The following is a 25,078-nucleotide window of genomic DNA, read 5'->3' as shown; positions in this document are numbered from 1 at the left end:
CAAGTAATCAGTCATTTAAGGCAGTTCATGGCCCGTCCCTTGAGTCCCGAAAAACGTAGTGCCCTGTTGGAATCCGCGACGCAGGCCGTCGCTGAGATGGGCGTGCAGGCCTCCACGGCGAGCATCGCGCGGGGCGCCGGCGTCGCGGAGGGCACGCTGTTTACGTACTTCGAGAGCAAGGAGGCATTGTTCCAGGAACTGTATCTGCACCTCAAGCGCGGCCTGGCCGACGCTGTGATGCCTGGCTATCCCACGGGAGCCGACTACATGCAGCGCATGCAGCACGTCTTTGAGCGGTACGTGAACTGGGGACTGGTCAATCCGTCTGCACGGTTCGCTGTTTCCCGGCTTGCGGGTTCGGGGCAGATATCGGACGACACACGATCACAGGGCATCGAGCGATTTCTGGCCGTCGCCCAGATGATGCAGGATGGCGTGCGCGACGGCGTCCTGGTCGATGCGCCAATCAGCTTTCTCTCGTCTTTGATCGAGCACATTGCCGACACGACGATTGAGCATATCGAACGGCATCCCAAGGACGCCGCAACTCAAAGGAAGCTCGGCTTTCGCGTCCTGTGGCGCGCAATCACGATGTAATTTTTTTACTCGATTAATGAGTGATTGGGCGCTCATTAATGTGTGCTTACCTGGTTTGCAAATGGAGAAAGACATCATGTCCAGTCAGAAGTGGTTCATCACGGGAGCCTCCGGCGGTCTGGGGCTCGCACTCACGGAAAAAGCGCTGGCGCAAGGGCATCCAGTGGTCGCGGCGGTGCGTCGTATTGAAGGAATGCGGACACTTAAGCAGGCATATGCGGACCTGCTCGAAGTGGAGTCGGTGGACGTGACTGATCGCGAGCAGGTTCAGGCGGCCGCAGCACGCCATCCCGATGTCGACGTCGTGGTCAACAACGCGGGCGGCGCGGTTTTCGGCGCGATGGAGGAAATGAGTGACGCCGATATCGAGCAACAGATCGCGCTGAACCTGCTGGCGCCTATCCACGTCACGCGCGCGTTTCTCGGCGCATTGCGCGCGAAACAGCGCGGCACGTTCATCCATGTCAGCAGCGTCGGCGGACGTGCCGCGTTCCCCGGAGGCTCGATGTATCACGCCGCGAAGTTCGGTCTGGAGGGCTTCGCCGAAGCAGTCAGCCAGGAAGTCGCCGGGTTCGGCATCAAGACCATCATTATCGAACCGGGCTCCATCAAGACAGGCTTCGTGGCGAATATCCGCTGGACGCCGCAACTCGAGCACTACAAGGACGGCACCGTTGCCACGCTGCGTCGATGGATCGAGGAAAACGGTGAAGCAGATGCTTCGGGCGACCCGGTGAGAATGGCCGAAGCGATCTATACGATCAGCCAGATGCCGGAGCCGCCACTGCGCACCGTTCTAGGCGGCGATGCCTATGCTGTGCTGGAAGCGGGCTATACCCGGAGTCTGACCGCGCTGCAGGCGCAAAAGGATCTCGCCGCGTCTGTGATGTTCGAAGGTAAGTCTGGCTTCATGCCTGAGTGACGAGCTTCCACGTCTTCAATGCCAACGCGTAGTCCCGGCGTATATCAAAGGATTAAACGATCATGTCCAAAGTCTGGTTGATTAGCGGTGCGTCCCGAGGTTTGGGCCGCATCATTCTCGAAGCCACGCTGGAAGCCCGTCACCGTCGCTGCCGATTTCGGCGCGGTATCGCCTGAGTTGCCCTCGGAGTAAGACGATGCGTATTGTTCTGATCGGCGCGACCGGCATGGTAGGCGAAGGCGTATTGCGAGCGTGCCTGAAAGCACGCGACGTCACCGAAATCATCGTAATCAGCCGGCGTGCGCTACAGGGTTACGAGGATCCGCGACTCAAGGTCGTCATCACGCAACATCTGGAGCGCTTTCAGGCCGAGGGCGACGTTTTCACCAACGCGGATGCGTGCTTTTTCTGCGTGGGTGTTTCGTCCTTCCATATGTCCGAGACGGCATACCGCGCGGTGACCTACGACCTCACGCTTCACGTCCCATGTGGGCCCGCATCCGCGGAAAAACCGAGAATGCGTTGCAGCGGCTCCCGTTTCGGCAAGTCGTGATTTTTCGGCCCGCCGCCATCATTCCCGAGGACGGCATCCAGTCGCGCACCGCCGTGTATCGATGGATGTATGTCGTGCTCAAGCCGTTTCTGATTCTGGCCCGCCGCATTTCGCCGGAGCATGTGTTGACGACGTCGGTTGTCGGCGACGCCATGCTCAGTGCCGTGCGTCACGGCGCACCACGGTCCATCCTGAATCCGGCGGATATTTATCGACTGGCCATCATCTCGCAGGCTTGATCCGTTTGGGGACACGGACGAGCCGCGCGCGTAGCAGCGTCGATGTACTGCCTGAATCGCGCCTAATCATATGAACGAACGGCGATAAATCGGCCATTGCCTTGAAATACGCATGGTGTAACGTATGCTGCCTTCGTGTGCGCGTATCTCCTTGGGTAGCGCTGCGAATGTGAGACTGCCCTCGGCTTCGGAGCGGTCGCGCAAAAACAGGAGGGCAAGACCATGGCTGCCGACATGTCCGCCAGCGCCAGTTGCGGCGACTCCGCGCGTAGCGCGCTGGATCCCGACGCATTGCGGCGCGGCGTGCTCGACAATCTCATCTGCCTGCAGGCTCGCCCGCCGGCCATTGCTACGCCGCATGACTGGTACATGGCGCTGGCCTACAGCGTGCGCGACCGCATGCTCGCGCGCTGGGCCGCCACGATTCAGACCTATGCTGCTCGCGAGTTGAGGGTTGCCTGCTACCTCTCTGCGGAGTTCCTGATCGGACCGCAACTCGGCAACAATCTCGTGAACTTGGGCATCGAGGCCGAAGCGCGTGCTGCCATGCAGTCGCTCGGCCAGGATCTCGACGCGCTCATCGCGCTCGAGGAAGAGCCGGGACTCGGTAATGGCGGACTCGGAAGGCTCGCCGCCTGCTATCTGGACTCGCTGGCCACGCTTCAGATACCGTCGGTCGGATACGGCATACGCTATGAGTTCGGCATCTTCGACCAGGTGATCCGCGATGGCCGGCAGGTCGAGGCCACCGACAAGTGGCTGCAGAAGGGCAACCCATGGGAGATCGTGCGCCCCAACGTGAACTACTACGTGCGCTTCGGCGGACACACGCAGAGCGAGAACGATGCGCAAGGCCGCTACTGCGTGCGCTGGATACCGGCGCACATGGTCAAGGGTGTGGCTTGCGATACACCGATGCTCGGATTCCGGGTCAACACCTGCAACACGCTGCGCCTATGGAAGAGCGAAGCTGTCGAGTCCTTCGATCTGGAGGACTTCAACGCCGGCGACTACTACCAGGCCGTGCAGGAGAAGGTGATTTCCGAAACGCTGTCCAAGGTGCTCTATCCCAACGATGAGCCCGAAGCCGGCAAGCGGCTGCGCCTCGCGCAGCAGTACTTCTTCGTTTCCTGCTCGTTGCAGGACATGCTGCGCCTGCTCGATATCAAGGGTGAACCCATCGCGCGCTTTGCCGACATGTTCACGGTGCAGCTGAACGATACGCATCCTTCAATCGCAGTGGCAGAACTGATGCGCCTGCTCGTCGACGAGCGGCGTGTCCCGTGGGACGAAGCCTGGGATATCACCCGCAGCACGCTGGCCTATACCAACCACACACTTCTGCCCGAGGCGCTCGAAACCTGGGGCCTGCCGCTTTTTCGCAACCTGCTGCCGCGCCTGCTCGAAATCATCTATGAAATCAACCGGCGCTTTCTCGACGAGGTCCGGCAACGTTATCCCGGCGACGATGCACGCGTGGCGCGGATGTCGATGATCGACGAGGCCGGCGAGAAGAAGGTGCGCATGGCGCATCTGGCGACTGTCGGCTGCCATGCCGTGAACGGCGTGGCAGAGCTTCATTCCGCGCTGCTCAAACAAACGGTAATGCGCGATTTCGCGCAACTGTGGCCCGAGCGCTTCACAAACGTCACCAATGGCGTCACGCCACGTCGCTTTATGCTGCTCAGCAATCCCGGGCTTGCGCGGTTGCTGGACAAGACGGTGGGCGAGGGATGGGCGACCGACCTCACACGGCTTCGCGCCCTCGAATCGCATGCCGACGACCCGGGCTTTCTCGACGAATGGCGCGACGTCAAGTATTCGAATAAGGCGATCCTCGCACAGCACATTCGAAACACGACAGGCATCGAAGTGGACCCTGCCGCGTTGTTCGACATTCAGGTCAAGCGCATTCACGAGTACAAGCGACAGCACCTGAACGCGCTGTACATCGTCTCGCTGTATCAGCGTCTGCGCCGCGACCCGCATCTCGCTGTCGCGCCGCGCTGCTTCGTATTCGGCGGAAAGGCTGCGCCGGGGTACGCGATGGCCAAACTCATCATTCGCCTGATCAACGGGGTGGCGGAAGTCGTGAACAACGACCCGTCGATAAACGGACGGCTCAAAGTGGTGTTCTACCCGAACTTCAATGTGAAGAACGCACAGTTCATCTATCCCGCAGCGGACCTGTCCGAGCAGATATCGACAGCGGGCAAGGAGGCATCGGGTACGGGCAACATGAAATTCATGATGAACGGCGCACTGACCATCGGAACACTCGACGGCGCGAACATCGAGATCCGGGAGGAGGTCGGCGAGGAGAACTTTTTCCTGTTCGGCATGACCGACTCTCAGGTCGAGCAACTCCGGCGCGATGGTTATCGTCCGGCAGACTTCGCGGCTGGCAATGGCGAATTGCGCGACGCACTGGATCTGATTGTCAGCGGGCATTTCTCGCGCGGCGACAGGGATATGTTCCGGCCGCTTGTCGACAATCTGCTGCACGCCGACCCATTTTTCGTGCTGGCCGACTACGCGGATTATGTGGCGTGCCAGGAGCGTGTGAACAACGCATGGCAAGACGTGCGACGCTGGACCCGTATGTCCATCCTCAACACCGCGCGTTCGGGTAAGTTCTCCTCCGATCGCGCGATCGGCGAGTACTGTCACGAGATCTGGAAGATCCGCCCCGTGAGTGTCGCCCTTGAGCGGCTCTGAGAAACGCGACGTCCTCGTACATCTCTCGCAAGCACCTCATGGCCGCCTCGCCGCGTTATGCAAGATAACGCGGACTCGCGACTCAACCAGGTGAACCCATGGCTGACTGCTGGTAGTTCTGGATACCGACCTTGTCGATCAAGCTGATCTGTACCTCCAGCCAGTCGATATGATCTTCAGTGTCATCGAGGATCTCCGAAAAGATCATTCTCGACACGTAGTCTTTGACCGATTCACAGTAAGTGATCGCCTCTTTGCAATGGGCTTGGGCGGACTGTTCGAGTTTGAGATCGCATTGAAGGACCTCGAGCGTATCTTCGCCGACGAGAAGCTTGGCCAGATCCTGCAAATTCGGCAAACCGTCGAGCATGAAGATCCGCTCGATCAGCTTGTCGGCATGCTTCATTTCCTCGATCGACTCGTCATATTCGTGTTTGCCGAGTCCTTCCATGCCCCAATGCTTGTAGAGACGTGCATGTAGAAAGTACTGATTGATGGCCGTCAGTTCGTACTTCAGTTCGGCGTTCAGATATTCAATGACTTTTGGATCGGCTTGCATGACAGCTCCCGTCATTCCGCAGAGTTTCATACAGCATAGGCGGCTGGCGTGAGCATGGCGGTAACGAGACAGGGAGCGCAAATGATTCTCTTTCTGCAGACCGTCCTTTATCGCCTGCGCAATGGTTGATTCCGTCGCCGCGCACCAGCGAAGTACCTTGCGCGGTAACGTCATCAAGAATGACGCATTTATCCAAACGAAAAACCTTGCATTCTTCGCTGGAAAAACTATTTTCAATTAACAAAAGGTGTCTTGGCTCGGCAACGGAGGAGACCCATGCCGGCTACTCGTATGATGATTGCGCGTCGCGCCGGCGTGAGCGTCGCCACGGTCGATCGTGTGCTGCGCGACGACCAGGGCGTGCGTCCGGAGACAGCCGAACGCGTTCATCTCGCGCTTGCGACATTGCGCGACGAGCGTGCAAGTCGTGGTCGTCCGGCAAAAACCACGTCATTTCGGGTCGCATTCGTTCTGCCGCAAATCAATTCCCGCTTTCTCGATCAGGCCGAGCGCGATATCGCGCTCTCGGCGAGTTTCTTTCGTGAGCATCGCATCGTCCCGTCGTTTTATCGATGCGACCTGTCGAACCAGCGGGACGCCGCATCTTTCGCCCAGCAGCTGACCGACTACGACGCGCTCGTGCTGGTACCGCTCGATTACCCATGGGTCGTTCGAATGATCCAGGACATGACCGACGCGAACATGCCCGTCGTCACGGTTTTTTCCGATTTACCGTCGAGTGGGCGCGCGGCTTATGTCGGCGTCGATAACCGCATCGCCGGACGAACGGCTGGGCTGCTGATGGGCCGCTTCGTCGGATCTCGCATTGGCACGGTCGCGGTGCTGTCCGCATCGTCACGGTTGCACGATCAACTGGAGCGCCGCACGGGTTTCTCACAGGTTCTCGAAGAAGATTTTCGCAACCTGCGCTGGGTCACCGAACCCGATTTCGCCGAAGACGACGACAGCGCCGGTCTCGCTGTTCAAGGCCTGATTGCAGGGCACCCGGATCTCGTCGGCGTGTATGTGACGGGCGGCGGCATTTCCGGCATTGCGTCTGCGTTGCAGGAATCGGGCGACAAGGCGCGCGTCGTTCTGATCGGCCACGAATGTACGGCCGAGACGCGCGCGCAATTGTCCGAGCGCGCCATCGACGTGATCCTCGATCAGGATGTGCGCGGCATCGTCCATTGGGCGGGCCTGGCAGCCATCAATTTTCTGAACGATGTACGGGGCGTGCTCAACATCCCGACGCCCGAAACCCGGATTTATCTTCGTGAGAATGCGCATGCCTGACGCTCGCGACACGCGGACAGCTTTCTGAATCCGCCAGAGCCCGTATACGGCGTCCGGCGCATGGACGCTGTCTGTCATCAGGTTGGAGACCCGAGAAAGACAAGGAGAAGACAAATGTTACGTCTAACGTCAGCAAGGGTAGTCGCGGCGGTCCTCGCATCATTGGGACTTTGCCTGGGATCGGCGGCGCACGCCCAAGGCAAGCAGTTAACATTGTGCTGGGCGGCATGGGACCCCGCCAATGCACTCGTTGAATTATCGAAAGACTTCACGGCCAAAACCGGCATTGCAATGAAGTTCGAGTTCGTGCCGTGGACGAGTTACGCGGACCGCTTCATCAACGAACTCAATTCTCACGGCAAACTGTGCGACCTGATCATCGGCGATAGCCAGTGGATCGGCGGAGCCGCCGTCAATGGTCACTACGTGAAGCTGAATGATTTCTTCGCGAAGAACAAGATCTCCATGGATGACTTCGTGCCGGCAACCGTTGTCGGCTACGCGGAATGGCCGAAGAACACGCCGAACTACTGGGCGTTGCCTGCCATGGCGGACGCAGTGGGCTGGACCTATCGGAAAGACTGGTTTGCAAGGCCTGAACTGCGCGCCGAGTTCAAGCAGAAATACAAACGCGAACTCGAACCACCAACCACGATGGACGAACTCAAGCAAACCGCCGAGTTTTTCCAGGGGCGGAAGATCGATGGAAAGACCGTGTACGGCGTGTATATCTTCACAGAGCGCGGTTCGGAAGGCATCACGATGGGCGTGACTAACATGCTCTACAACTTTGGCTTCGAGTACCAGGATCCCAAGAAGCCCTATCACCTCGACGGCTATGTGAATTCACCCGGTGCAATCAAGGGGCTGGAGTTCTATAAGGCACTGTACAAATGCTGCACGGCGCCGGGCATGACGAACGCGTACATGCAGGAGGGGCTCGATGCGTTCAAGTCCGGTCAGGTTGCGATGCAGATGAACTGGTTCGCGTTCTTCCCGGGGCTGTACAAGGATCCGAATGTCGGCGGCGACAAGATCGGCTTCTTCGTCAATCCCAAGGAAACCAAGCAGTTCACGCAACTCGGCGGGCAAGGCATCTCCGTCGTGTCGTACTCGGATCACAAAGCGGACGCGCTCGAATACATCAAATGGTTCGCGCAAGCCGATGTGCAGAAGAAGTGGTGGCAACTCGGCGGCTATTCGGCGGCGAAGTCGGTCGTGGATGCGCCGGACTTTCCGAAGAGCGCACCGTTCGCGCCTGCCTTCCTGAAATCGATGTCGATCGTCAAGGACTTCTGGGCGGAACCCGCCTACGCCGAGTTGCTGCTCGACATGCAGAAGCGCGTGCATGACTATGTGGTTGCCGATAAAGGCACGGCAAAAGAAGCACTCGATCTGCTGGTCAAGGACTGGAACAAGGTCTTCAAGGCGGAAGGGAAGTAGAGGCACGCATTAGCAATCAAAATATCTCGGCTCGCGGCTTGGCGGGCGGGTGATCCCCGCTAATCCGCGAAAAGGAGTCGGCATGTTGGCAAACAAGCCTTTTACTCCGGAAGGATTGCAGGCGAAACGGCTGCCGCGCGCGGCCGCGCGCCAGCGCGGGCTGTCCGACAGGACGATCGCGTGGTTGTTCATTCTTCCGACCATCGTATTGCTGCTCGCGATCAACATCTTTCCGTTGATCTGGGCATTGCGCCTGTCGTTTACGAACTTCAAGTCGAACATGCCCAGCGTGCCCGCGCGCAACGTCGGCATCGACAACTACACGGACATCCTGACCGACGAAGACATCTGGTACGCGATGCAGGTCACCGCACGCTTCGTATTCTGGTCGGTCGGACTGGAAGTTCTGCTGGGGTTCGGGCTCGCGCTGCTGATTAACCGGCAGTTCAGAGGCCATAGTTTCTGGACCACGCTGATCCTGCTGCCGATGATGTTGTCGCCCGCCGTGGTCGGCAATTTCTGGACCTTCCTGCTGCAGCCGCAAACCGGCCTCTTCAACGACATCGTCAGCTTCTTCACGGGCATTCCGCCCAGCTCGTTCCAGATGATCGGCGACGTGCCGCTCGCGCCATGGACCATCGTGATGGTCGATACATGGATGTGGACGCCGTACGTGATGCTGATCTGCCTTGCCGGGCTGCGCTCGATTCCCGACTACATCTACGAAGCGGCGGAAGTGGACCGTGCCTCGCCGTGGCGCCAGTTCTGGTCGATCACACTACCGATGACGCTGCCGTTCCTGATGCTCGCGATCCTGTTTCGCGGTATCGAGAACTTCAAGATGTTCGACATGGTGAATTTGCTGACGTCGGGCGGTCCTGGTTCGGTAACGGAAACCGTGTCGATCACGCTCAAGCGCGCCGCGTTCGAGAAGTGGCAGACGGGCTATTCGTCTGCGCTGGCGATCATCCTGTTTGTCGTCGTGTTCGGCGCCGCGAATATCTATGTGAAGGCACTCAACAAGGTGAAACAGCGATGACAGACCTTGCCCTTCAACAATCGGTCGTAGCCGCCACGCCGCGCAGCAAGACGTTTGCCGCCGTCGTCGTGATCGCGTACGCACTCATTGCGACTTTGCCGATCGTATGGATCATTCTGACGAGCTTCAAGACGCAGGAGGATGCGATTGCCTATCCGCCCGTCGTGATGTTTCAGCCGTCGATGGAAGGCTATGTGAATCTCTTCACGATCCGCTCGCGGCAGACGCCGGAGTTCATCGCGAGCCTGCCGCCTGCAACGGCCTGGTATGACCGCGATGTGCGCAAGCGCAACATGGTGATTGCGGGACCGTCGAAGGTCTTGCCGCGCTTCGTGAATTCGCTGGTAATCGGCTTCGGCTCGACGTTTCTCGCGGTGTTTCTCGGCACGCTCGCTGCCTATGCGTTCTCGCGCTTCAAGGTGCCGCTCGCCGACGATCTGCTGTTCTTCATACTGTCGACGCGGATGATGCCGCCCATTGCCGTCGCGATCCCGATCTACCTGATGTACCGCGCGCTCGGACTCGCGGATACCTATCTGGGCATGATCGTGCTCTATACGGCCGTGAACGTGTCGCTGGCGGTATGGCTGCTCAAGGGTTTCATCGACGAGATCCCACGCGAATACGAAGAGGCCGCGCTCGTAGACGGCTACACCCGCATGCAGGCTTTCATCAAGGTCGTGCTTCCGCAAGCGATTACAGGCATTGCCGCCACGGCGATCTTTTGCCTGATCTTCGCGTGGAACGAGTACGCGTTCGCGCTATTGCTGACAAGCGGCGACGCGCAGACGATGCCGCCGTTCATTCCGTTCATCATCGGCGAGGGCGGGCAGGACTGGCCGGCCGTTGCGGCCGCGACCACCCTGTTCGTGCTGCCGATCCTGATCTTCACCGTTGTGCTGCGCAAGCATCTGTTGCGCGGCATCACTTTTGGAGCGGTGCGCAAATGAAAGCCCTACCTGCCACGCCGCGTCGGCGTTTCCTTCGCAGGCGCTACTGGGAAGGCGCATCGATGGCACTCATTGGTCTGGGCATTGCCATGCTCGTTCAGCCGTTCACCGTCGACCTCTATACGTGGTCGTTTCCCGTGATTCTGGTGGGCGCGCTGGCCTTTGTCGTGACAAGCCATTTCCCGGACTGAGCCATGTCGACGATCGTTCTCTCCAATCTCCACAAGCGCTTCGGCGAATTCACCGCCGTCCACGATACGAATCTCACGGTGGGCAACGGCCGTTTCGTGGTGCTGCTCGGACCGTCCGGTTGCGGAAAGACGACCACGTTGCGGATGATCGCCGGACTCGAGCTGCCGACGTCGGGCCAGATATTGATTGACGGCGAAGACGTGACGGCACTGCGAGCGCGTCAGCGCGACATCGCATTCGTGTTCCAGATGTTCGCGCTCTATCCGCATATGACGGTGCGCAACAACATCGCCTTTCCGCTGAAGAACGAGGGTATCTCGCGCCGTGAAATAGCGACGCGCGTCGACACGGCTGCGCGCATGCTGCGCATCGAACATCTGATGGATCGAAAGACGGGTGGATTGTCGGGCGGCGACCGTCAGCGCGTCGCATTGGGTCGCGCCATCGTGCGCCATCCGAAGGCCTTTCTGATGGACGAGCCGCTTGGCACGCTCGACGCGGACTTCCGCGAACTGATGTGCCTCGAGTTGCGCAAGCTGCATAACGCGCTGACGGCAACGACTGTCTATGTCACGCACGACCAGAGCGAAGCGATGGCGATGGCCGACGACATTGTCGTGATGAATCGCGGAGAAGTGCTGCAGTCCGCGTCGCCGCATGAGATCTATCACTTTCCTGCAACCGTGTTCGTCGGCAGCTTCATCGGCAGCCCGCCGATGAATTTTCTGGCGGTAGACGGCGGCGTTCCGGCGGGCGCGGAACAGGTCTCGCTTGGCGGCGCGGCGGTGCCCGTGCCGCGTACCGAGGCGTCGGCCGCGAAGGCGCTGGTGGGGGTGCGGCCCGAGCACGTCATGATCGATGAACGCGGCGCGTTGCGCGGCCGTGTGATCGCCGACGAATATCTCGGCTCGCATCAGATTCTCGTCGTCGAGACGGCGCTTGGCATCATGCGCGTGCGGGTCGGGAAGGACGAGGGGCGGGCGGCGGGTTCGCAGGTCGGGCTGTCGTTTCGCAAGGAACGCACGCTGCTGTACGACGCGGACAGCGGCAAGCTGCTGCCCGGCGCCGCACGCCAGATGGCCTTTAACGGTAACGGTAACGGCAGCGGAGGCGCTTATGTCTGAGATTCGCCTGCACAATGTGACGAAGCGATTCGGCGATATCGTCGCGGTACACGACGTGTCGATCGACGTGAACGAGGGCGAGTTCGTCGTGTTGCTCGGACCGAGCGGCGCGGGCAAGACGACGACATTGCGGCTCATTGCGGGCCTCGAACGGCCCGATGAGGGCGAGATATTCATCGACGGCGAAGCGGCCACGGACATGCATCCTGCGGACCGGGACGTCGCCTTCATTTTTCAGCAGTATTCGCTCTATCCGCATCTGACGGTGTTCGGCAATCTGGCGTTTCCATTGCGCTCGCCGCGGCGGCGCTCGAGCGAGGCAGAAGTCAGCGCGCGCGTGCGGTCAGTCGCGCAGATGCTGCATATCGAGTCGAAACTCGCCAACATGGCGACGCATTTGTCAGGCGGCGAGATGCAGCGGGTTGCAATTGGCCGCGCACTCGTGCGCGAGCCCAAAGTCTTTCTGATGGACGAGCCCTTGTCGTCGCTCGATGCAAAACTGCGCGAGGAACTGCGCATCGAACTGAAGCGGCTGCATCGCTCCATCGGCGCAACGATTATCTACGTCACGCACGACCAGGTCGAGGCAACGACGCTTGCCGATCGCATCGGCATACTCGAACACGGTCGCATCGTACAGATGGGCACGCCGCGTGAAGTCTATGGCAACCCGGCGTCGCTCAGCGCGGCGCAACGGCTCGGCTCGCCGCCCATCAACCTGCTGCCGCCCGCGCTGTTCGATCCGGCGGCGATGCCGGCGGGTACGTCGACCGTCGCGATTCGCCCGGAAGACATCGTGCTGCACGGCGCCGAGGCACGCGACGCGCTCAACCTTCGCGTGCTCGAATATTCGCCGCTGCGGCATCTGCTGATTCTCGACCGCGAAGGCACGGCGATCGTCGCGACCACGATGACCGAACGCAACTTCACGCCAGGGCAAACGGTCGGCGTGTCACTGCCGCCGCGCAGCCTTCTTTATTTTCGTTCCGACGGCAGGAGGATTCCGGCATGAACGGCACAACGGTCATGGCGTGCATCGAGGCTGCGCATGCAACGCTAAAGGAACACACTGAGGAGATCGCCGCGCTCGATCAGCAGATCGGCGACGGCGATCACATCTTCAACCTGTTGCGCGGCGCCGATGCACTGCTCGGCCTGCGCGCCGATATCGAAGCCGAAGCATTCGCACCGGCGCTGGATCTCGCTGCGTCGAAGTTGCTGTCGACGGTGGGCGGGTCGTCGGGGCCGCTGTTCTATTCGCTACTGCATGGCATGGCGAAAGCATCGGCGGAAAGCGGCGACATTGCCAGCGTGCAGGACGCGGCGCGTATCTTCGCCGCGGGTGTCGATGCCGTTGCGCAGCGCGGCAAGGCGGGTATCGGCAGCAAGACGATGATGGACGTGCTGATTCCCGTGGCGTCGCGCCTGGCGGAACTGGCCGACAACGATGCGCCGCCGGAAGTCGTGCTCGACACCCTGCCGGAAGTCGCGGAGCAGAGCATGCTCGCGACGCGCGACATGCTCGCGACCAAGGGGCGCGCATCGTTTCTCGGCGAACGCTCGCGAGGTCACATCGATCCGGGCGCGCGGTCGAGCCAGTTGATGATCGACGCCGTATGTGCGCGGCTCGCGCAAGACAGAGCGTAGAAGGAGCGGAGACCATGAAGAAATTCATCAATCACGTCGACGACTTTCTGGTCGAGAGCCTGGCCGGATTCGGCGCCGCGCACAGCGATCTTGTCGTGCTCAATCAGGAACCGGTATTCGTGCGGCGCAAGACCCTGAAGCCGGGCAAAGTCGCGCTGATTTCGGGCGGCGGGTCGGGGCACGAGCCGCTGCACATCGGCTTCGTTGGCTACGGCATGCTGGACGCCGCGTGTCCGGGCCAGGTTTTCACGTCGCCAACGCCCGATCAGATGATGGCTGCCGCGCAAGCCGTCGATACGGGCGCGGGCACGCTGTTTATCGTTAAGAACTATTCGGGCGATCTGATGAACTTCGAAATGGCGTCGGAGATGTCGGAGTTGCCCAACGCGATGGTGCTGATCAACGACGACGTCGCCGTCGAAAATTCCAGTTACACGACGGGGCGGCGCGGCGTGGCGGGTGCCGTGATCGTCGAGAAGCTGGTGGGGAGTCTCGCCGAAAGCGGCGCGGATCTCGAACAATGCAAGGCGTTCGGCGACCGGATCAACAAGCATACGGCGTCGATGGGCGTTGCGTTCTCCAGTTGCACGGTGCCGGCGGCGGGCACGCTCACGTTCAAGATCGGCGATGACGAAATCGAAGTCGGCGTCGGGATACATGGCGAGCCGGGGCGGCGGCGCGCGCGTTTCGCCGCGGCCGACGCGATCGCGGGCGAACTGCTGACGGCTATTGTCGCCGATCTCAAGCCGCCAGCCGCTGCGGAACTGCTAGTGTTGATCAACGGGCTGGGCGGCACGCCGCTGGGCGAACTCTATCTGTTGTTCAATTCCACGCGCTTGTGGCTGCAACAGCGTGATCTGAAGATTGCACGCGTGAAAGTGGATTCGCTGACGACTTCGCTCGAAATGGCGGGCGCCTCGATTACGTTGTGCGTGATGAACGAAGAAATGCTAAGACATTGGGATAGCGCAGTGTACACGCCGTCGCTGAGGTGGGGTATGTAGCGGATATTGAATGTCGCTCTCCTGCCTGAAGGACGACCGCCTGAACGTCTCGCTCGCCTGAGCGCGCATGAGTTTTTGACATGGTGCGCATGCGCAGATTTCGCTTGTTGCGTGATATTGGCAAACCTACAGTCGGTTGTCGCGCAAAGCCTTCGCACCGTGCCGCTGTGTCACGTGAGACAGGCAGTGGACATCGATCGTTCATCAGGAGACCGTCATGCAAGACATCAAACGGGGCAGAAGGCAGGCAATCAAGACGATCGGCGCGGCACTCGCGGCTTCGACGTTGCCAATGCCGTTCATCAACGTGCGCGCCCAGCAGCAACAGAATTTCTCCGGAAAGACCCTGCGTCTCCTAACCTGGTCCGACGATACGGGTACGGCCGCGTTGCGCAACATCGCCGCGACCTTCACCGCGAAGACGGGTGCGAAAGTGATCGCGGACCGCGCTGACGGGACATCCGGCATGGTCGCCAAGGTCAAGGCGGCAGGGGATCGTCCCACCTACGACGTGATCACGCTGGCAGGCGTCGGCGCGTCCGGGCTCGGCGATGCCGGCCTGCTCGTCAAGCCGGATCTGGACAAGCTGCCGAACCTGAAAGACGTGTCGCCGCAGTACCGCACGGGCGCGAACGGCTTCGGCGTCGGCTATCTGCTCTGGTCGGACGGCCTGATTTACAACACGTCGACGGTCAAGACGCCGCCCGACTCGTATGAAGCGCTGTGGGACCCGAAGTACGCTGGGCGCATTTTCCTGCCGCCGCCGGAGTGGGCCGAGGCAGTCGATCTCGCGATCATCGCTGCAAAGCTCGCAGGCGGTTCGCAGCAGAACATCGAGCCGGGTTTCAAGAAGCTTGCGCAACTGAAAGATCGTGTGATGACGCTCGGTGAAAACCCGAATCAGGTTGCCGATCTGTTTCGCACGGGGTCACTCGATATCGGCGGCATTTATTCACCCGCGTTTTTCCCCGCTCAGATCCGCAAGCCGGAGTACAAGATGGGCGTGACCTACGGGATGAAGGAAGGCTTCGCGACGCAACTGATGTTCACCGTCATTCCGAAGGCGCACCCGGGCGATGCCGACCTGATCCACGCATTCATCAACCATTCGCTCGATGCAGGCGTGCAGGGCCGGATGGCCGCCGATGTCCTGAATGGCCCGGTCAACTCAAAGGCCATGATTCCCGCCGAGAGCAGCGCCTATGTGCCGAGCCCGAAGCAGATCGCCGAAAAAGCGGTGTTGCATGACGACAAGGCGCTCGCGGCCGTACAGCCAGCGTGGATCAAGCGTTACACGGAGATCTTCTCGGCATGAACGGAATGCCCGCGCTCTTTTCGCGGCGCGGGCGCGCTGACGTCGCGCCGGCTGGGTCGACAGGCGTGCCCGACGGGCACGCCGCGAGCGGTGCCGACAGCGTGTCCGCGCGCGCGAGGCCGTGGCTGCTGCTTGCGCCAATTCTCGTGTTTCTCGCCGTGCTCGCCGCCGCCGCGCTGGTCGTGGTGCGAATGAGTTTCGGCGTCTCAGGGAACGAGTGGCACGCGTACACGCTGCATAACTATGTCGAACTCGCCGACAGTTACTTCGTGAAGTCGCTGTGGCTGACGCTGCGGCTCGCTTTTCAAAGCATGGTGTGCGCCGTACTGCTCGCTATTCCCGTTGCGCTTGCAATGGCGCGTACCGAGTCGCGCCTTGTGCGGCGCCTGCTGCTCGCGGGCGTGCTGTTGCCGCTGCTCGTCAATCTGCTGTTGCAGGGCTACGGGTGGCTCGTGATCCTCGGCCCCGCCGGATTGCTCAACCATGCGTTGCTCGGCAGCGGTCTCGTGTCGCGTCCCGTCATGTGGCTCTATCGCGAACATGGCGTGTTGCTCGGTCTGATCCAGACGGCGTTTCCGCTGGCCGTGCTGCCGATATCGAGCGCGATGCGCGCAATTTCCGTTTCGTATGAAGAGGCCGCGGCGACACTCGGCGCCAGCCGCTGGCGAACCATGCGCGACATCGTGCTGCCGCTCGCGATGCCTGGCATCGTATCCGGCGCGCTGCTCGTGTTCGCGTACAACGCGAGTGCGTTCGCGGTGCCGCTCTTGCTCGGTGGACGACGCGTCCCCATGCTCGCGGTGCTGGTTCACGACCAGGTCTCGCCGCTGTTGAACTGGCCTGCGGCGTCGGCATCGGGCGTCGTGCTGATGGTCGCCACGCTTGCGCTGATGGCGCTGTCTCAATGGCTGCTGCGCCGCATGCAGCGTCTGGAGGGTTCTGCCTGATGAGTACGCAAGGTGTGTTGCCTCGCCGGCCCTTGGGCGCGCTGAGGCCATCCTCGACGATGCCCGGCCGGCTTGGGAAGGTGGCGGCCCTGTCGGCTGCGATCGTCCTGTTTCTGGCGGCGCTCCCCATTCTGACGATGATCACGATGTCGTTCAGCGCTGCGGATACGCTTGAATTTCCGCCGCATGCGTACAACCTTCGGTGGTATCGCGCGGCGTGGCACACGTTCGTTTCGCCTGACGCAAGCGATGCGCTGTCGATGGGCGCGGCGCTCGGAACGAGCCTGCTCGTCGCCGTGTCGACGATGATCATTGCGACGCTGGTGTCCGTACCCGCCGCGTATGCGCTGAGCCGCTACCGTTTTCGCGGCAAGCGGCTCGTCGAACAACTGGTCGCGCTGCCGCTCGTGTATCCGCTGGTCATGCTGGGACTGTCGCTGCTGCTGGTGTTCAACGTGCTACCCGTCGAACTCGGCGTGTTCCGGCTGATCATCGCCCACGTGATTCTCGCGTTGCCGTTCACGGTGAAGAATTGCGCGGCGTCGGTGGCGTCGATCGGGCCGGAGTTCGAAGAGGCCGCTTACGTGATGGGCGCGAGCCCGAGACGCGCGCTCGTCGATGTCGTGTTGCCGCTGATGCGGCCGGGCATTCTCGCGGGCATGCTGTTCGCGTTCATTATCTCGTTCAACGAATTCACGGTGACGTTCTTTCTGTATGGCATCGACACGATGACACTTCCCGTATGGCTGTATAGCCGCACGGTGTCTTCACTCGATCCAACCGTGTTTTCATTTGCGGTGTTCGTCGTCGCAATCGATTTTGCGCTGATCTGGCTGCTCGAAAAGCTGGTGGGCGACAAAGGGATCGCGCTGTGATCCCATTCATCGCGCCATGTCGCGAAACGGACTGGAAACTGTCATGACTCATCTCACGCTGCAGGCCGTCACGAAACGCTTCGGTGCCGCGCATGCGGTCGACAACGTCGACCTCGCGATTCCCGAAGGCAAGCTGGTGTGCTTTCTCGGACCGTCGGGCTGTGGCAAGACCACGCTGTTGCGGATGATCGCCGGGCTCGAACAGCCAACGTCGGGAGCGGTGATGTTCGCCGGTCGCGATATCACGCATTTGAGCGCGAACCGGCGTGATTTCGGCATGGTGTTTCAGTCACTCGCATTGTTCCCGCATATGACGGTGGCGGAGAACATTGCGTATCCGCTCAAGTTGCGCAAGACGGGCAAGAGCGAGCAGGCGAGGCGGGTCTCTGAACTGCTCGAACTGATCCAGTTGCCGCATATGGCCGGGCGGGCCGTTACTCAACTTTCCGGCGGCCAGCGGCAGCGCGTGGCGATTGCCCGCGCGATCGCGACGTCACCGAAGCTCCTGTTGCTCGACGAGCCGCTGTCTGCCCTCGATGCCAAGTTGCGCGAGGCGATGCAGATTGAAATTCGCCTGCTGCAACAGCGTCTGGGCATCACGACGATCATGGTCACGCACGATCAGCGCGAAGCGATGACCATGGCCGACCTCATCGTCGTGATGGAGAAAGGTCGTATCGCGCAGGTTGGCAAGCCACTCGATATTTACCGCGACCCTGTCAACGAATTCGTGGCCGACTTCATTGGCCTTGGCAATATCCTGCCCGTAACAAATGACGAGAGCGGGAAAGTGCGTCTGCCGGGCGGGCAGCAGATCGTCGTCGCCAACACGGCGCCGATGTCGGTTGCGTCCGGCGATATTCGTCTTCTGATCAGGCCGGAAGACGTGCATCTTCAACTGGGCGCCGATCAGGGCGTCCACGATACGAACTCCGTTCGGGGCACCGTGCGGTTCATTCGCGACGTCGGCGCCTCGCTCGAGGCAACGATCGAATGCGCAGGCTTCACGTTGACTGCCGCGACTACGCCGCGCGAAGTGCCGGGTCTTGCACCCGGCGTGCCGGTGCTTGCGGGGCTGCCGGCGCATGCGTGCAAGCTCATCTCTGCGCACGGAGTGCGTGCTTCGGCCTGACGCGTTCTCGCGTCAGGGTCGTTGCGGTGCATGCACACGATTCCTTCAACCGCTCCTCTGTTACCCCACATCTGACGGTTCCTCATTGCGATGCAGTCGCCCCTCATGAGGCGTGGGGAACCGATTCAAATCCGCGACACGACCCCTTCGGGGGCACGCTGTTTGCGCACACTCTTCCCGCGATGCATCCACGCGCCGTCATCGCGCGTATAACCTGTCGACAACGCAACTGCTGATTTACGTTAGAGGAGCTTTTGATGTCTCCTGCTGCCGCAGCGTCGATCGCGTTCGTGGTACTTGTCATGCTGTTCGCTGCGTTCTGGGCGTGGCAACTGAAAAGCGAAAACGCGGGGATGATCGATCCGATATGGGCTTTCTCGCTGGGCGCAATTGCGATGTTCTACGGCATGGCAAGCGACGGCGATCCGTTTGCCCGTGCGCTCGTTGCTGCGGGCGGGGGTATCTGGGGCGCGCGGCTCGGCTGGCATTTGTGGCGGCGTAACGCGGGCAAACAGGAAGATCCGCGTTATCACCGTTTCCGCGAGCAATGGGGCGCGGCTGCGGGACGAAAGATGTTCTGGTTTCTCGAGTTTCAGACGGTCATTTCGATGGTGCTGTCGCTGGCGTTCGCCGTGCCCGCATGGCGCGCAGACAAGCCTTCCGTGGCATGGGTCGCGATTGCGGTAGCGATCTGGCTGGCCTCGGTCAGCGGCGAAACGGTGGCGGACCGTCAACTTAGACGCTTCGTCGCCGATCCTGCGAATCAGGGCGAAGTGTGCCGGGTCGGCTTGTGGCGCTATTCGCGGCACCCGAATTATTTTTTCGAGTGTCTGCATTGGGTTGCTTATGTCGCGCTGTCGATCGGTTCACCCTGGGTGTGGTTGACGCTATTCCCACCCGTGCTCATGGCGTGGCTGCTGATGAAGCTCTCAGGCGTGCCGATGCTTGAGGCGCATCTCGTCCATTCGCGTCCGGGTTACGCCGAGTACATGCGCGAGACTAGCGCATTGATACCGTGGCCGCCGCGACGCGGCTGAGTCCCACTACGCTTCCGATACCCCGAACGGTGCTCGCCATGACAGTTACGGCAACTCAACCTTCAATGGATAAGCCGCTTTTTGCCAGGGAAGACTGGCTCATCCATGCGTGCGAGCGTGGATGGATACCGGATCGCGTTATCCGCTTTGGCATGCGCCGCCTGATGCGGCAGCGTCTGATCGAAGAAGGCGCATTGGATGGCGAGTTTCGTTCGCAACGTTTCAACGCGTTGCTCGACGAGTTGCGCGCGAGTCCCGTCGCGATCGATACCGATGCCGCAAACACGCAACACTACGAATTGCCGCCTTCATTCTTCGAGGCGCATCTCGGAGCGCACCTGAAGTATTCGTGCTGCCTGTATCCGCGCGGCGACGAGACGCTCGGGCAGGCGGAACAGGCGATGCTCGCACTCTACGCAGAGCGGGCAAGGATCGAAGACGGCCAGACCATTCTCGATCTCGGTTGCGGCTGGGGCGCGCTTGCATTGTGTCTGGCCGCGCAGTATCCGAATGCCCGTATCGTTGCTTTGTCGAATTCGCGCAGTCAACGGGAATTCATCGAAGCGCGTGCAGCGTCTGCGGGCATCACGAATCTGCGCGTCGTGACGGGCAACGTCGCCCAGTTCGATTTCGCAGATGAGTTACGCGCCGGTTATTTCGACCGCGTGCTGTCGGTCGAGATGTTCGAGCATATGAAAAACTATGGCCTTCTGCTGGAGCGCGTTGCGCGCTGGATGCGCCCTGATGGGAAACTCTTCGTCCATATTTTCGCGCATCGAACACTCGCTTATCACTTTCAGAACCGGGACTCGACGGACTGGATGTCGAAATACTTCTTTACCGGTGGCACGATGCCATCGGAAGCTTTATTGCTGCACTTTCAGAGCGACCTCCGGATCGACAGGCAGTGGTGGATGGGCGGCGCGCACTACGCACACACGGCAAATCAATGGCTTGCGAATCTCGACGAGGCACGCGAGCGCGTGATGCCAGAACTGATCCTGACATATGGCGCGGAAAACGCGCGGCTCTGGTTCCAGCGCTGGCGCATGTTCTACATGGCTGTGGCCGAACTCTTTGGCTATGCGCAAGGCAATGAATGGGGTGTTGCGCACTACCTGTTCGACAAGCGGTGATGCGATGAAAGTTGCGCGTGTTGCTCTGGCACTGGTCGCCGTGGCCGCAACAGCCGTTCTGATGTCGGCGTGCTCGCAGTCGCCGGCTAATCCCAATCCGCGCGCAGACATTCCGCTAAAGCCCGCAACCGTCGATCTGCCACGCTACATGGGCCGCTGGTACGTCATTGCGATCATTCCGTATTTCCTGGAAAACAAGTATGTCGGCAGCTATACGGACTGGTCGCTGCGTGAAGACGGAAAGATCGACGACCGGTACACCGCGCATAAGAGAACATTCGACGCGTCGCCGTCGAAGTTCCATTTCGTCGACAGCGTCGTGCTGGGCAGCGGAAACGGCGAATGGAAAGTACGCATTTTCTGGCCGGTTCATGTGACGCAGCTGACGCTCTATGTCGACGACGATTACCGTTACACATTGCTCGGTCTCGGCGACAAGAGCCTCGGCTGGATTTTCTCGCGCGAGCCCGATATGAGCGACGACGTTTATCGCTCGCTGCTCGCGCGATTCGATGCAATGGGCTTCGACGCATCGCGCTTTCGCCGCGTGCCGCAGCATCCGCAGCAGATCGGCCAGCCAGGGTTTCTGCCGCCAGACGAGTGACGGCTGATTCGCGCTGTGTGCCGGACGCGCGCGCACGTCACGGCTTGGCGGTGAGAACAAATTGCCTGACGTCCGTGCGCCGTTCGGCGAAGCCCGCTTCGCAATACGCGAAATAGAGCCGCCACGTGCGTATGAACAGATCGTCGAAACCGAGTGCCCGCACAGCGTCGAGATTCTCCTCGAAGCGTGCGTGCCAGCACTGCAGTGTGCGTGCATAGTCGAGTCCGAACGATTGCGACTCGACGCATGCCATGCCCGCGCGTCTCGCCGCGGCGCGAAAGCGTTCGGCACCCGGCAGCATGCCGCCCGGGAAAATGTACTCGCGGATGAAATCACTCGAAGACCGGTACTCGGCAAAGCGCGAATCGTCCATTGTGATCGACTGGACGAGCGCGCGTGCGCCCGGCTTCACCATGCGCTTGAGGACGGTGAAAAACGTAGGCCAGTAGCGTTCTCCCACGGCTTCGAACATCTCGACCGACACCGCTGCGTCATAGATGCCCCGTAAGTCACGATAGTCGCGCAATTCGATCGTCGCGAGATCGCGGAGACCGGCTTGTTCCACGCGCTCGCATGCCCATTCATACTGCGCGGGGGAGATCGTCACGCCATGCACGCGTATGCCTTGACGCGCCGCGTGTAGCGCGAAGCCACCCCAGCCGCAGCCGATTTCCAGTACACGCATGCCGGCGCGCAACTGCAACACATCGACGATGCGCTGATACTTGGCTGCTTGAGCGTCTTCGAGCGAACGGCTGGCATCGCCCTCGAACAGCGCGCTCGAATAGGTCATCGTCGGGTCGAGCCAGAGCGCGTAAAACGGATTGCCAAGATCATAGTGCGCATGCACGTTGCGCTGGCTGCGGCGCCGTGTGTTGGGACGCAGCCAGTGGCGCAATCCATAGAGCAGGCGCGCAGGGGCGCTCCCTGACACGGTGCGCGGCAATGCAGCTTCATTGCGGATGGCGAGCCGCGCCAGCGCTACGATGTCAGTCGTGTCGACCCATCTCGCACGATACGCTTCGGCAAATCCGATGTCGCCTGCCTGCAGGATCGCGCGGCACGCCCGCCAGTCGTGCAGGATGAGTTGCGCGCCGGGATGGGCGTGGGGATCGCCGTACACGCGTTGCTGGCCGCCGGGCGTCGTCAGAACCAGATGGCCAACGCGCAAACGGTCCAGCAGCGCGAGGAACAGGCGGGCGAACAGAGGTGTACCGCCGGCGGCATAGAAGGCGCGTGAAAACGTCATGGTCACGATTCCTCGTTGATCGTTGTTGGCCGTGAGTGAGGCGAGGCGGGCTGGCTCCCGTGGAACGGCACTTTCTTGAGCCACAGGCGCAGCGCCTGCCAGTGAATCCGTACGATGACGCCGACCGTGAGAAGCGGTTGCCGCATGAGTGCGCGCAGCGCGTGCCCGCGCGTGAGGGGGCGCTTCGCGAGCGAAATCGCGGTGCGGATCAGGAGCCCTTGCGCGTCGTGATAGTCGATGGAGATCGACGATCGGTGCTCGCTCTCGAGGATACGGAATATGTAATGCCCTTCGACGTCGCAAAACGGCGATACGTGTAGCTTCTTTTTGCAGTGGAGATGGGTGTGCGCGTCGATGGGGCGGTTATTGCCCGCTTTGAGCAGATACGAGTGACGTTGTCCGAACGTGTTGCGCACTTCAGCGAGCAATGCGCGCAGATTGCCGTCGCGGTCATGACAGAACCAGAAGCTGACGGGGTTGAATGCATAGCCGAATACGCGCGGGCAGGTCTGCAGCCAGATGGCGCCGCCGTCTAGGTCGATGCCCGCGTTTGCGATCTGCCCGCGTATCCACGCGAGCAGATCGGTTCCGTCGCAAGCGCCGTAGTCGCGTGTTCTCAGGCTCAATGGCCGCAGCCGGTCGATGCCCAGCCACCAGCCATCCAGTTCATGAAGCCTCGCCAAATCGCAACGGATGCAGAACACGGGATAGACGAAGCGATGATGCACGGGGCGCATCCGCGCGTGCATCACGCGCCCGGACATCAGCCATCCAGCGCGATCGGAAGATTGGCCGTTCATCGTACGGACCATGACGGTTCGACGCCGAAGTCGCGAGCAATGCGTAGCGCCGATTTCAGTCCGTCTTCATGAAAGCCATATCCTGTCCACGCGCCCGCGAACCAAGTGCGTCTTGCGCGCTGAATCGAAGGGAGGCGGCTTTGCGCGGCCACGGCCACGCTATCTAGCAGTGGATGATCGTAGTCGAAGCGCTTCAGTACCGTTTCGGGCGACGGCGGTCGCGACGGATTGAGTGTCACGATCACAGGCATTTTGAAGGGCAACGGTTGCAGGCGGTTGATCAGATAGCTCACACAGACCGGGCGCATGTCGTCTACGCCGTGCGTCGACAGGTAGTTCCACGCGGACCATATCCGCTCGCGGCGCGGAAGCAAGGCCAGATCGGTATGCAGCCACGCGACATTGGGCTGATAGCGGATCGCGCCGAGCACATGGCGTTCATTGGGATCGGGGTCTGCGAGCATGCGCAGACTGTCGGGCGCGTGCGTGGCGAGAATCGCTGCGTCGAAGCACTCGCAGCCGGATTCGCTTGCTACGTGGACGCCGCCTCGCTCGCGGCGCACCGCGACGACCCGTTCGTTCGTGCGCACGTCGTCCAGTGTGGCGACGATCCGGCGGACATACTCGCGAGCACCGCCTGCGACGGTTTTCCAACGCGGGCGGCGATTCACCTGCAGCAGCGCATGGTTGAGGCAGAAGCGAAGAAAGGTCGCGGCGGGGAAGCGCAGCACGTCGGAGCTCGCGCACGACCAGATAGCGGCCGCCATCGGTAAGAGGTAGTTTTGCCGGAAGGCAGCGCCGTAGCGGCCCGCCGTCAACAGGTCGCCAACGGAGCATCCGTTGGTGGATGCCGCGTCGAGATGCATTTCAGCAGCTGAATTGAAACGCACGATATCGCGCAACATGCCGAGAAAGCTGGGCGAAAGCAGGTTGTGCCGCTGGGCGAAAACGGTGTTCAGGTTGGTGCCTGCCCATTCGAGTCGTCCATGATCGAGCGAGACGGAGAATGTCATGTCGCTTTCGTATGACGCGACATCGAGCTCGTTGAAGAGTGCGATCAGGTTGGGATAAGTGCGATCGTTGAAGACGAGAAAGCCGGTATCGACGGGATGCGTGAGGCCTTCCAGTTCGACGTCGACGGTATTGGTATGGCCGCCAGCGTAGGCGGCGGCTTCGTAAAGCGTCACGCGATGGCGGCGGGCCAGCAGATACGCACTCGCAAGTCCAGCGATGCCGGAGCCGATGACAGCAACGCGGCTGCCCGGCGGAACAGGATGAGTTTCCGTCTGCAGATCCATTGCGTGTTCTCCATCGCCGGCGCGTCATCCCTCTTTTACGCACGGCAACAGCACACGGATGCAGCCATGCGGCAGGGTCCTCCCTGATCTGTCGGCGAACCGTTGCACGCGAACGTCCGGATTGTTTGACCCGTGAAAAATATAGCTGGATATGGCGGGCCGAAATGGAACAGGAATGGGACGCCGACAGAGAGTCGGGCTCGAGTGACCGCGTTCGCCTAATAAAGTGGCATCGCAAACTTTTCGTAGATCGTGCGAAATAAGTGCTTGACAGCCCCCTGGGGGTTCCGCATAATTCGGCCTCTCCAAACGACGGAGACGCAAGAAAGCAGCAGAAAACAGCGGCTTTTTAGCGAATGTTCTTTAACAATCAACAGCCGATAAGTGTGGGTGCTCGATGGC

The 25,078-nt window shown here is 60.9% G+C and carries 25 protein-coding genes; 21 read left to right on the top strand and 4 right to left on the bottom strand.

What is annotated here, in order from left to right; translation table 11 throughout:
• Positions 1–27 precede the first annotated feature (27 nt).
• From BLT65_RS43325 to BLT65_RS43310, 5 genes are all read left to right on the top strand, one after another.
• Entirely contained in the window at positions 28–597 is a 570-nt protein-coding gene (locus BLT65_RS43325; RefSeq protein ID WP_091790288.1) for a TetR/AcrR family transcriptional regulator, read from the top strand.
• Positions 512–1,519 (top strand): SDR family NAD(P)-dependent oxidoreductase, encoded by a 1,008-nt coding sequence (locus BLT65_RS43320; RefSeq protein WP_244187049.1) that lies wholly within the window; start codon positions 512–514, stop codon positions 1,517–1,519. Before BLT65_RS43325 ends, BLT65_RS43320 begins: the two co-directional genes overlap by 86 nt.
• 196 nt (positions 1,520–1,715) lie before the next feature.
• Positions 1,716–2,072: a Rossmann-fold NAD(P)-binding domain-containing protein gene (locus tag BLT65_RS48245; protein WP_244187047.1), complete on the top strand. Its 357-nt coding sequence runs from the start codon at positions 1,716–1,718 to the stop codon at positions 2,070–2,072.
• On the top strand, positions 2,069–2,311 hold the full coding sequence (locus BLT65_RS48240) for a hypothetical protein (RefSeq protein WP_244187045.1): 243 nt from the start codon (positions 2,069–2,071) through the stop codon (positions 2,309–2,311). Before BLT65_RS48245 ends, BLT65_RS48240 begins: the two co-directional genes overlap by 4 nt.
• 222 nt (positions 2,312–2,533) lie before the next feature.
• Positions 2,534–5,029, top strand: coding sequence for a glycogen/starch/alpha-glucan phosphorylase (locus BLT65_RS43310; protein WP_091790286.1), 2,496 nt, complete (start codon positions 2,534–2,536; stop codon positions 5,027–5,029).
• 82 nt (positions 5,030–5,111) lie between these two features.
• Here the strand turns inward: BLT65_RS43310 and bfr are convergent, their stop codons facing one another.
• Positions 5,112–5,588, bottom strand: a complete 477-nt coding sequence (gene bfr, locus BLT65_RS43305; protein ID WP_042310879.1) for a bacterioferritin — start codon at positions 5,586–5,588, stop codon at positions 5,112–5,114.
• A gap of 276 nt (positions 5,589–5,864) precedes the next feature.
• Between bfr and BLT65_RS43300 the strand changes: the two genes are divergently transcribed.
• The 16 genes from BLT65_RS43300 (at position 5,865) to BLT65_RS43225 (ending at position 21,329) form a co-directional block, all read left to right on the top strand.
• Positions 5,865–6,884, top strand: coding sequence for a LacI family DNA-binding transcriptional regulator (locus tag BLT65_RS43300; RefSeq protein ID WP_208545898.1), 1,020 nt, complete (start codon positions 5,865–5,867; stop codon positions 6,882–6,884).
• 114 nt (positions 6,885–6,998) lie between these two features.
• Positions 6,999–8,327, top strand: a complete 1,329-nt coding sequence (locus tag BLT65_RS43295) for an ABC transporter substrate-binding protein (RefSeq protein ID WP_091790284.1) — start codon at positions 6,999–7,001, stop codon at positions 8,325–8,327.
• 82 nt (positions 8,328–8,409) lie between these two features.
• The gene (locus BLT65_RS43290) at positions 8,410–9,366 is read left to right on the top strand and encodes a carbohydrate ABC transporter permease (protein WP_091790283.1); all 957 of its coding nucleotides are present in this window, start codon (positions 8,410–8,412) and stop codon (positions 9,364–9,366) included.
• Positions 9,363–10,316 carry a carbohydrate ABC transporter permease gene (locus BLT65_RS43285; protein ID WP_042310887.1) on the top strand — a complete coding sequence of 318 codons (954 nt, stop codon included), beginning with the start codon at positions 9,363–9,365 and terminating at the stop codon, positions 10,314–10,316. The genes BLT65_RS43290 and BLT65_RS43285 overlap by 4 nt, the downstream gene beginning before the upstream one ends.
• Complete coding sequence (locus BLT65_RS43280; protein WP_042310889.1) at positions 10,313–10,507, top strand: hypothetical protein; 195 nt, start codon at positions 10,313–10,315, stop codon at positions 10,505–10,507. The genes BLT65_RS43285 and BLT65_RS43280 overlap by 4 nt, the downstream gene beginning before the upstream one ends.
• Positions 10,508–10,510: 3 nt before the next feature.
• Positions 10,511–11,632, top strand: coding sequence for an ABC transporter ATP-binding protein (locus BLT65_RS43275; RefSeq protein ID WP_091790282.1), 1,122 nt, complete (start codon positions 10,511–10,513; stop codon positions 11,630–11,632).
• Entirely contained in the window at positions 11,625–12,644 is a 1,020-nt protein-coding gene (locus BLT65_RS43270) for an ABC transporter ATP-binding protein (protein ID WP_042310893.1), read from the top strand. The genes BLT65_RS43275 and BLT65_RS43270 overlap by 8 nt, the downstream gene beginning before the upstream one ends.
• Positions 12,641–13,279, top strand: coding sequence for a dihydroxyacetone kinase subunit DhaL (gene dhaL / locus BLT65_RS43265; RefSeq protein WP_091790281.1), 639 nt, complete (start codon positions 12,641–12,643; stop codon positions 13,277–13,279). The genes BLT65_RS43270 and dhaL overlap by 4 nt, the downstream gene beginning before the upstream one ends.
• Before the next feature lie 14 nt (positions 13,280–13,293).
• On the top strand, positions 13,294–14,283 hold the full coding sequence (gene dhaK / locus BLT65_RS43260) for a dihydroxyacetone kinase subunit DhaK (protein WP_091790280.1): 990 nt from the start codon (positions 13,294–13,296) through the stop codon (positions 14,281–14,283).
• Positions 14,284–14,500: 217 nt separating this feature from the next.
• Positions 14,501–15,598: an ABC transporter substrate-binding protein gene (locus tag BLT65_RS43255; RefSeq protein WP_091790279.1), complete on the top strand. Its 1,098-nt coding sequence runs from the start codon at positions 14,501–14,503 to the stop codon at positions 15,596–15,598.
• Entirely contained in the window at positions 15,595–16,545 is a 951-nt protein-coding gene (locus BLT65_RS43250) for an ABC transporter permease (RefSeq protein ID WP_091790278.1), read from the top strand. Before BLT65_RS43255 ends, BLT65_RS43250 begins: the two co-directional genes overlap by 4 nt.
• The gene (locus tag BLT65_RS43245; protein WP_009769623.1) at positions 16,545–17,420 is read left to right on the top strand and encodes an ABC transporter permease; all 876 of its coding nucleotides are present in this window, start codon (positions 16,545–16,547) and stop codon (positions 17,418–17,420) included. The genes BLT65_RS43250 and BLT65_RS43245 overlap by 1 nt, the downstream gene beginning before the upstream one ends.
• Positions 17,421–17,463: 43 nt before the next feature.
• On the top strand, positions 17,464–18,552 hold the full coding sequence (locus BLT65_RS43240; protein WP_091790277.1) for an ABC transporter ATP-binding protein: 1,089 nt from the start codon (positions 17,464–17,466) through the stop codon (positions 18,550–18,552).
• A 257-nt stretch (positions 18,553–18,809) separates the two neighbouring features.
• Positions 18,810–19,589: a DUF1295 domain-containing protein gene (locus BLT65_RS43235; protein ID WP_091790276.1), complete on the top strand. Its 780-nt coding sequence runs from the start codon at positions 18,810–18,812 to the stop codon at positions 19,587–19,589.
• Positions 19,590–19,627: 38 nt separating this feature from the next.
• Positions 19,628–20,725 (top strand): SAM-dependent methyltransferase, encoded by a 1,098-nt coding sequence (locus tag BLT65_RS43230; RefSeq protein ID WP_091790275.1) that lies wholly within the window; start codon positions 19,628–19,630, stop codon positions 20,723–20,725.
• Between the two features lie 4 nt (positions 20,726–20,729).
• Complete coding sequence (locus BLT65_RS43225; protein ID WP_091790274.1) at positions 20,730–21,329, top strand: lipocalin family protein; 600 nt, start codon at positions 20,730–20,732, stop codon at positions 21,327–21,329.
• A gap of 37 nt (positions 21,330–21,366) precedes the next feature.
• Here the strand turns inward: BLT65_RS43225 and BLT65_RS43220 are convergent, their stop codons facing one another.
• The 3 genes from BLT65_RS43220 to BLT65_RS43210 are packed head-to-tail and all read right to left on the bottom strand — an operon-like array spanning position 21,367 to position 24,676.
• Complete coding sequence (locus BLT65_RS43220) at positions 21,367–22,578, bottom strand: SAM-dependent methyltransferase (RefSeq protein ID WP_091790273.1); 1,212 nt, start codon at positions 22,576–22,578, stop codon at positions 21,367–21,369.
• A gap of 2 nt (positions 22,579–22,580) precedes the next feature.
• The gene (locus BLT65_RS43215; protein WP_091790302.1) at positions 22,581–23,378 is read right to left on the bottom strand and encodes a DUF1365 domain-containing protein; all 798 of its coding nucleotides are present in this window, start codon (positions 23,376–23,378) and stop codon (positions 22,581–22,583) included.
• Entirely contained in the window at positions 23,375–24,676 is a 1,302-nt protein-coding gene (locus BLT65_RS43210; protein ID WP_091790272.1) for an NAD(P)/FAD-dependent oxidoreductase, read from the bottom strand. The genes BLT65_RS43215 and BLT65_RS43210 overlap by 4 nt, the downstream gene beginning before the upstream one ends.
• Between the last annotated feature and the right edge of the window lie 402 nt (positions 24,677–25,078).

Source organism: Paraburkholderia steynii (assembly GCF_900100565.1).
GTDB classification, from domain to species: Bacteria; Pseudomonadota; Gammaproteobacteria; order Burkholderiales; family Burkholderiaceae; genus Paraburkholderia; species Paraburkholderia terrae.
The sequence above is the reverse complement of the archived record's forward strand: the minus strand, read 5'-3'. Positions and strand labels throughout refer to the sequence as shown.

Excerpts from the sequence above, each read along its gene's own strand:
- BLT65_RS43325 (WP_091790288.1), top strand. The coding sequence starts at position 28 with ATGGCCCGTCCCTTGAGTCCCGAAAAACGTAGTGCCCTGTTGGAATCC.
- BLT65_RS48245 (WP_244187047.1), top strand. The coding sequence starts at position 1,716 with ATGCGTATTGTTCTGATCGGCGCGACCGGCATGGTAGGCGAAGGCGTA.
- BLT65_RS43310 (WP_091790286.1), top strand. The coding sequence starts at position 2,534 with ATGGCTGCCGACATGTCCGCCAGCGCCAGTTGCGGCGACTCCGCGCGT.
- bfr (WP_042310879.1), bottom strand. The coding sequence starts at position 5,588 with ATGCAAGCCGATCCAAAAGTCATTGAATATCTGAACGCCGAACTGAAG.
- BLT65_RS43300 (WP_208545898.1), top strand. The coding sequence starts at position 5,865 with ATGCCGGCTACTCGTATGATGATTGCGCGTCGCGCCGGCGTGAGCGTC.
- BLT65_RS43295 (WP_091790284.1), top strand. The coding sequence starts at position 6,999 with ATGTTACGTCTAACGTCAGCAAGGGTAGTCGCGGCGGTCCTCGCATCA.
- BLT65_RS43290 (WP_091790283.1), top strand. The coding sequence starts at position 8,410 with ATGTTGGCAAACAAGCCTTTTACTCCGGAAGGATTGCAGGCGAAACGG.
- BLT65_RS43285 (WP_042310887.1), top strand. The coding sequence starts at position 9,363 with ATGACAGACCTTGCCCTTCAACAATCGGTCGTAGCCGCCACGCCGCGC.
- BLT65_RS43280 (WP_042310889.1), top strand. The coding sequence starts at position 10,313 with ATGAAAGCCCTACCTGCCACGCCGCGTCGGCGTTTCCTTCGCAGGCGC.
- BLT65_RS43275 (WP_091790282.1), top strand. The coding sequence starts at position 10,511 with ATGTCGACGATCGTTCTCTCCAATCTCCACAAGCGCTTCGGCGAATTC.
- BLT65_RS43270 (WP_042310893.1), top strand. The coding sequence starts at position 11,625 with ATGTCTGAGATTCGCCTGCACAATGTGACGAAGCGATTCGGCGATATC.
- dhaL (WP_091790281.1), top strand. The coding sequence starts at position 12,641 with ATGAACGGCACAACGGTCATGGCGTGCATCGAGGCTGCGCATGCAACG.
- dhaK (WP_091790280.1), top strand. The coding sequence starts at position 13,294 with ATGAAGAAATTCATCAATCACGTCGACGACTTTCTGGTCGAGAGCCTG.
- BLT65_RS43255 (WP_091790279.1), top strand. The coding sequence starts at position 14,501 with ATGCAAGACATCAAACGGGGCAGAAGGCAGGCAATCAAGACGATCGGC.
- BLT65_RS43250 (WP_091790278.1), top strand. The coding sequence starts at position 15,595 with ATGAACGGAATGCCCGCGCTCTTTTCGCGGCGCGGGCGCGCTGACGTC.
- BLT65_RS43245 (WP_009769623.1), top strand. The coding sequence starts at position 16,545 with ATGAGTACGCAAGGTGTGTTGCCTCGCCGGCCCTTGGGCGCGCTGAGG.
- BLT65_RS43240 (WP_091790277.1), top strand. The coding sequence starts at position 17,464 with ATGACTCATCTCACGCTGCAGGCCGTCACGAAACGCTTCGGTGCCGCG.
- BLT65_RS43235 (WP_091790276.1), top strand. The coding sequence starts at position 18,810 with ATGTCTCCTGCTGCCGCAGCGTCGATCGCGTTCGTGGTACTTGTCATG.
- BLT65_RS43230 (WP_091790275.1), top strand. The coding sequence starts at position 19,628 with ATGACAGTTACGGCAACTCAACCTTCAATGGATAAGCCGCTTTTTGCC.
- BLT65_RS43225 (WP_091790274.1), top strand. The coding sequence starts at position 20,730 with ATGAAAGTTGCGCGTGTTGCTCTGGCACTGGTCGCCGTGGCCGCAACA.
- BLT65_RS43220 (WP_091790273.1), bottom strand. The coding sequence starts at position 22,578 with ATGACGTTTTCACGCGCCTTCTATGCCGCCGGCGGTACACCTCTGTTC.
- BLT65_RS43215 (WP_091790302.1), bottom strand. The coding sequence starts at position 23,378 with ATGAACGGCCAATCTTCCGATCGCGCTGGATGGCTGATGTCCGGGCGC.
- BLT65_RS43210 (WP_091790272.1), bottom strand. The coding sequence starts at position 24,676 with ATGGATCTGCAGACGGAAACTCATCCTGTTCCGCCGGGCAGCCGCGTT.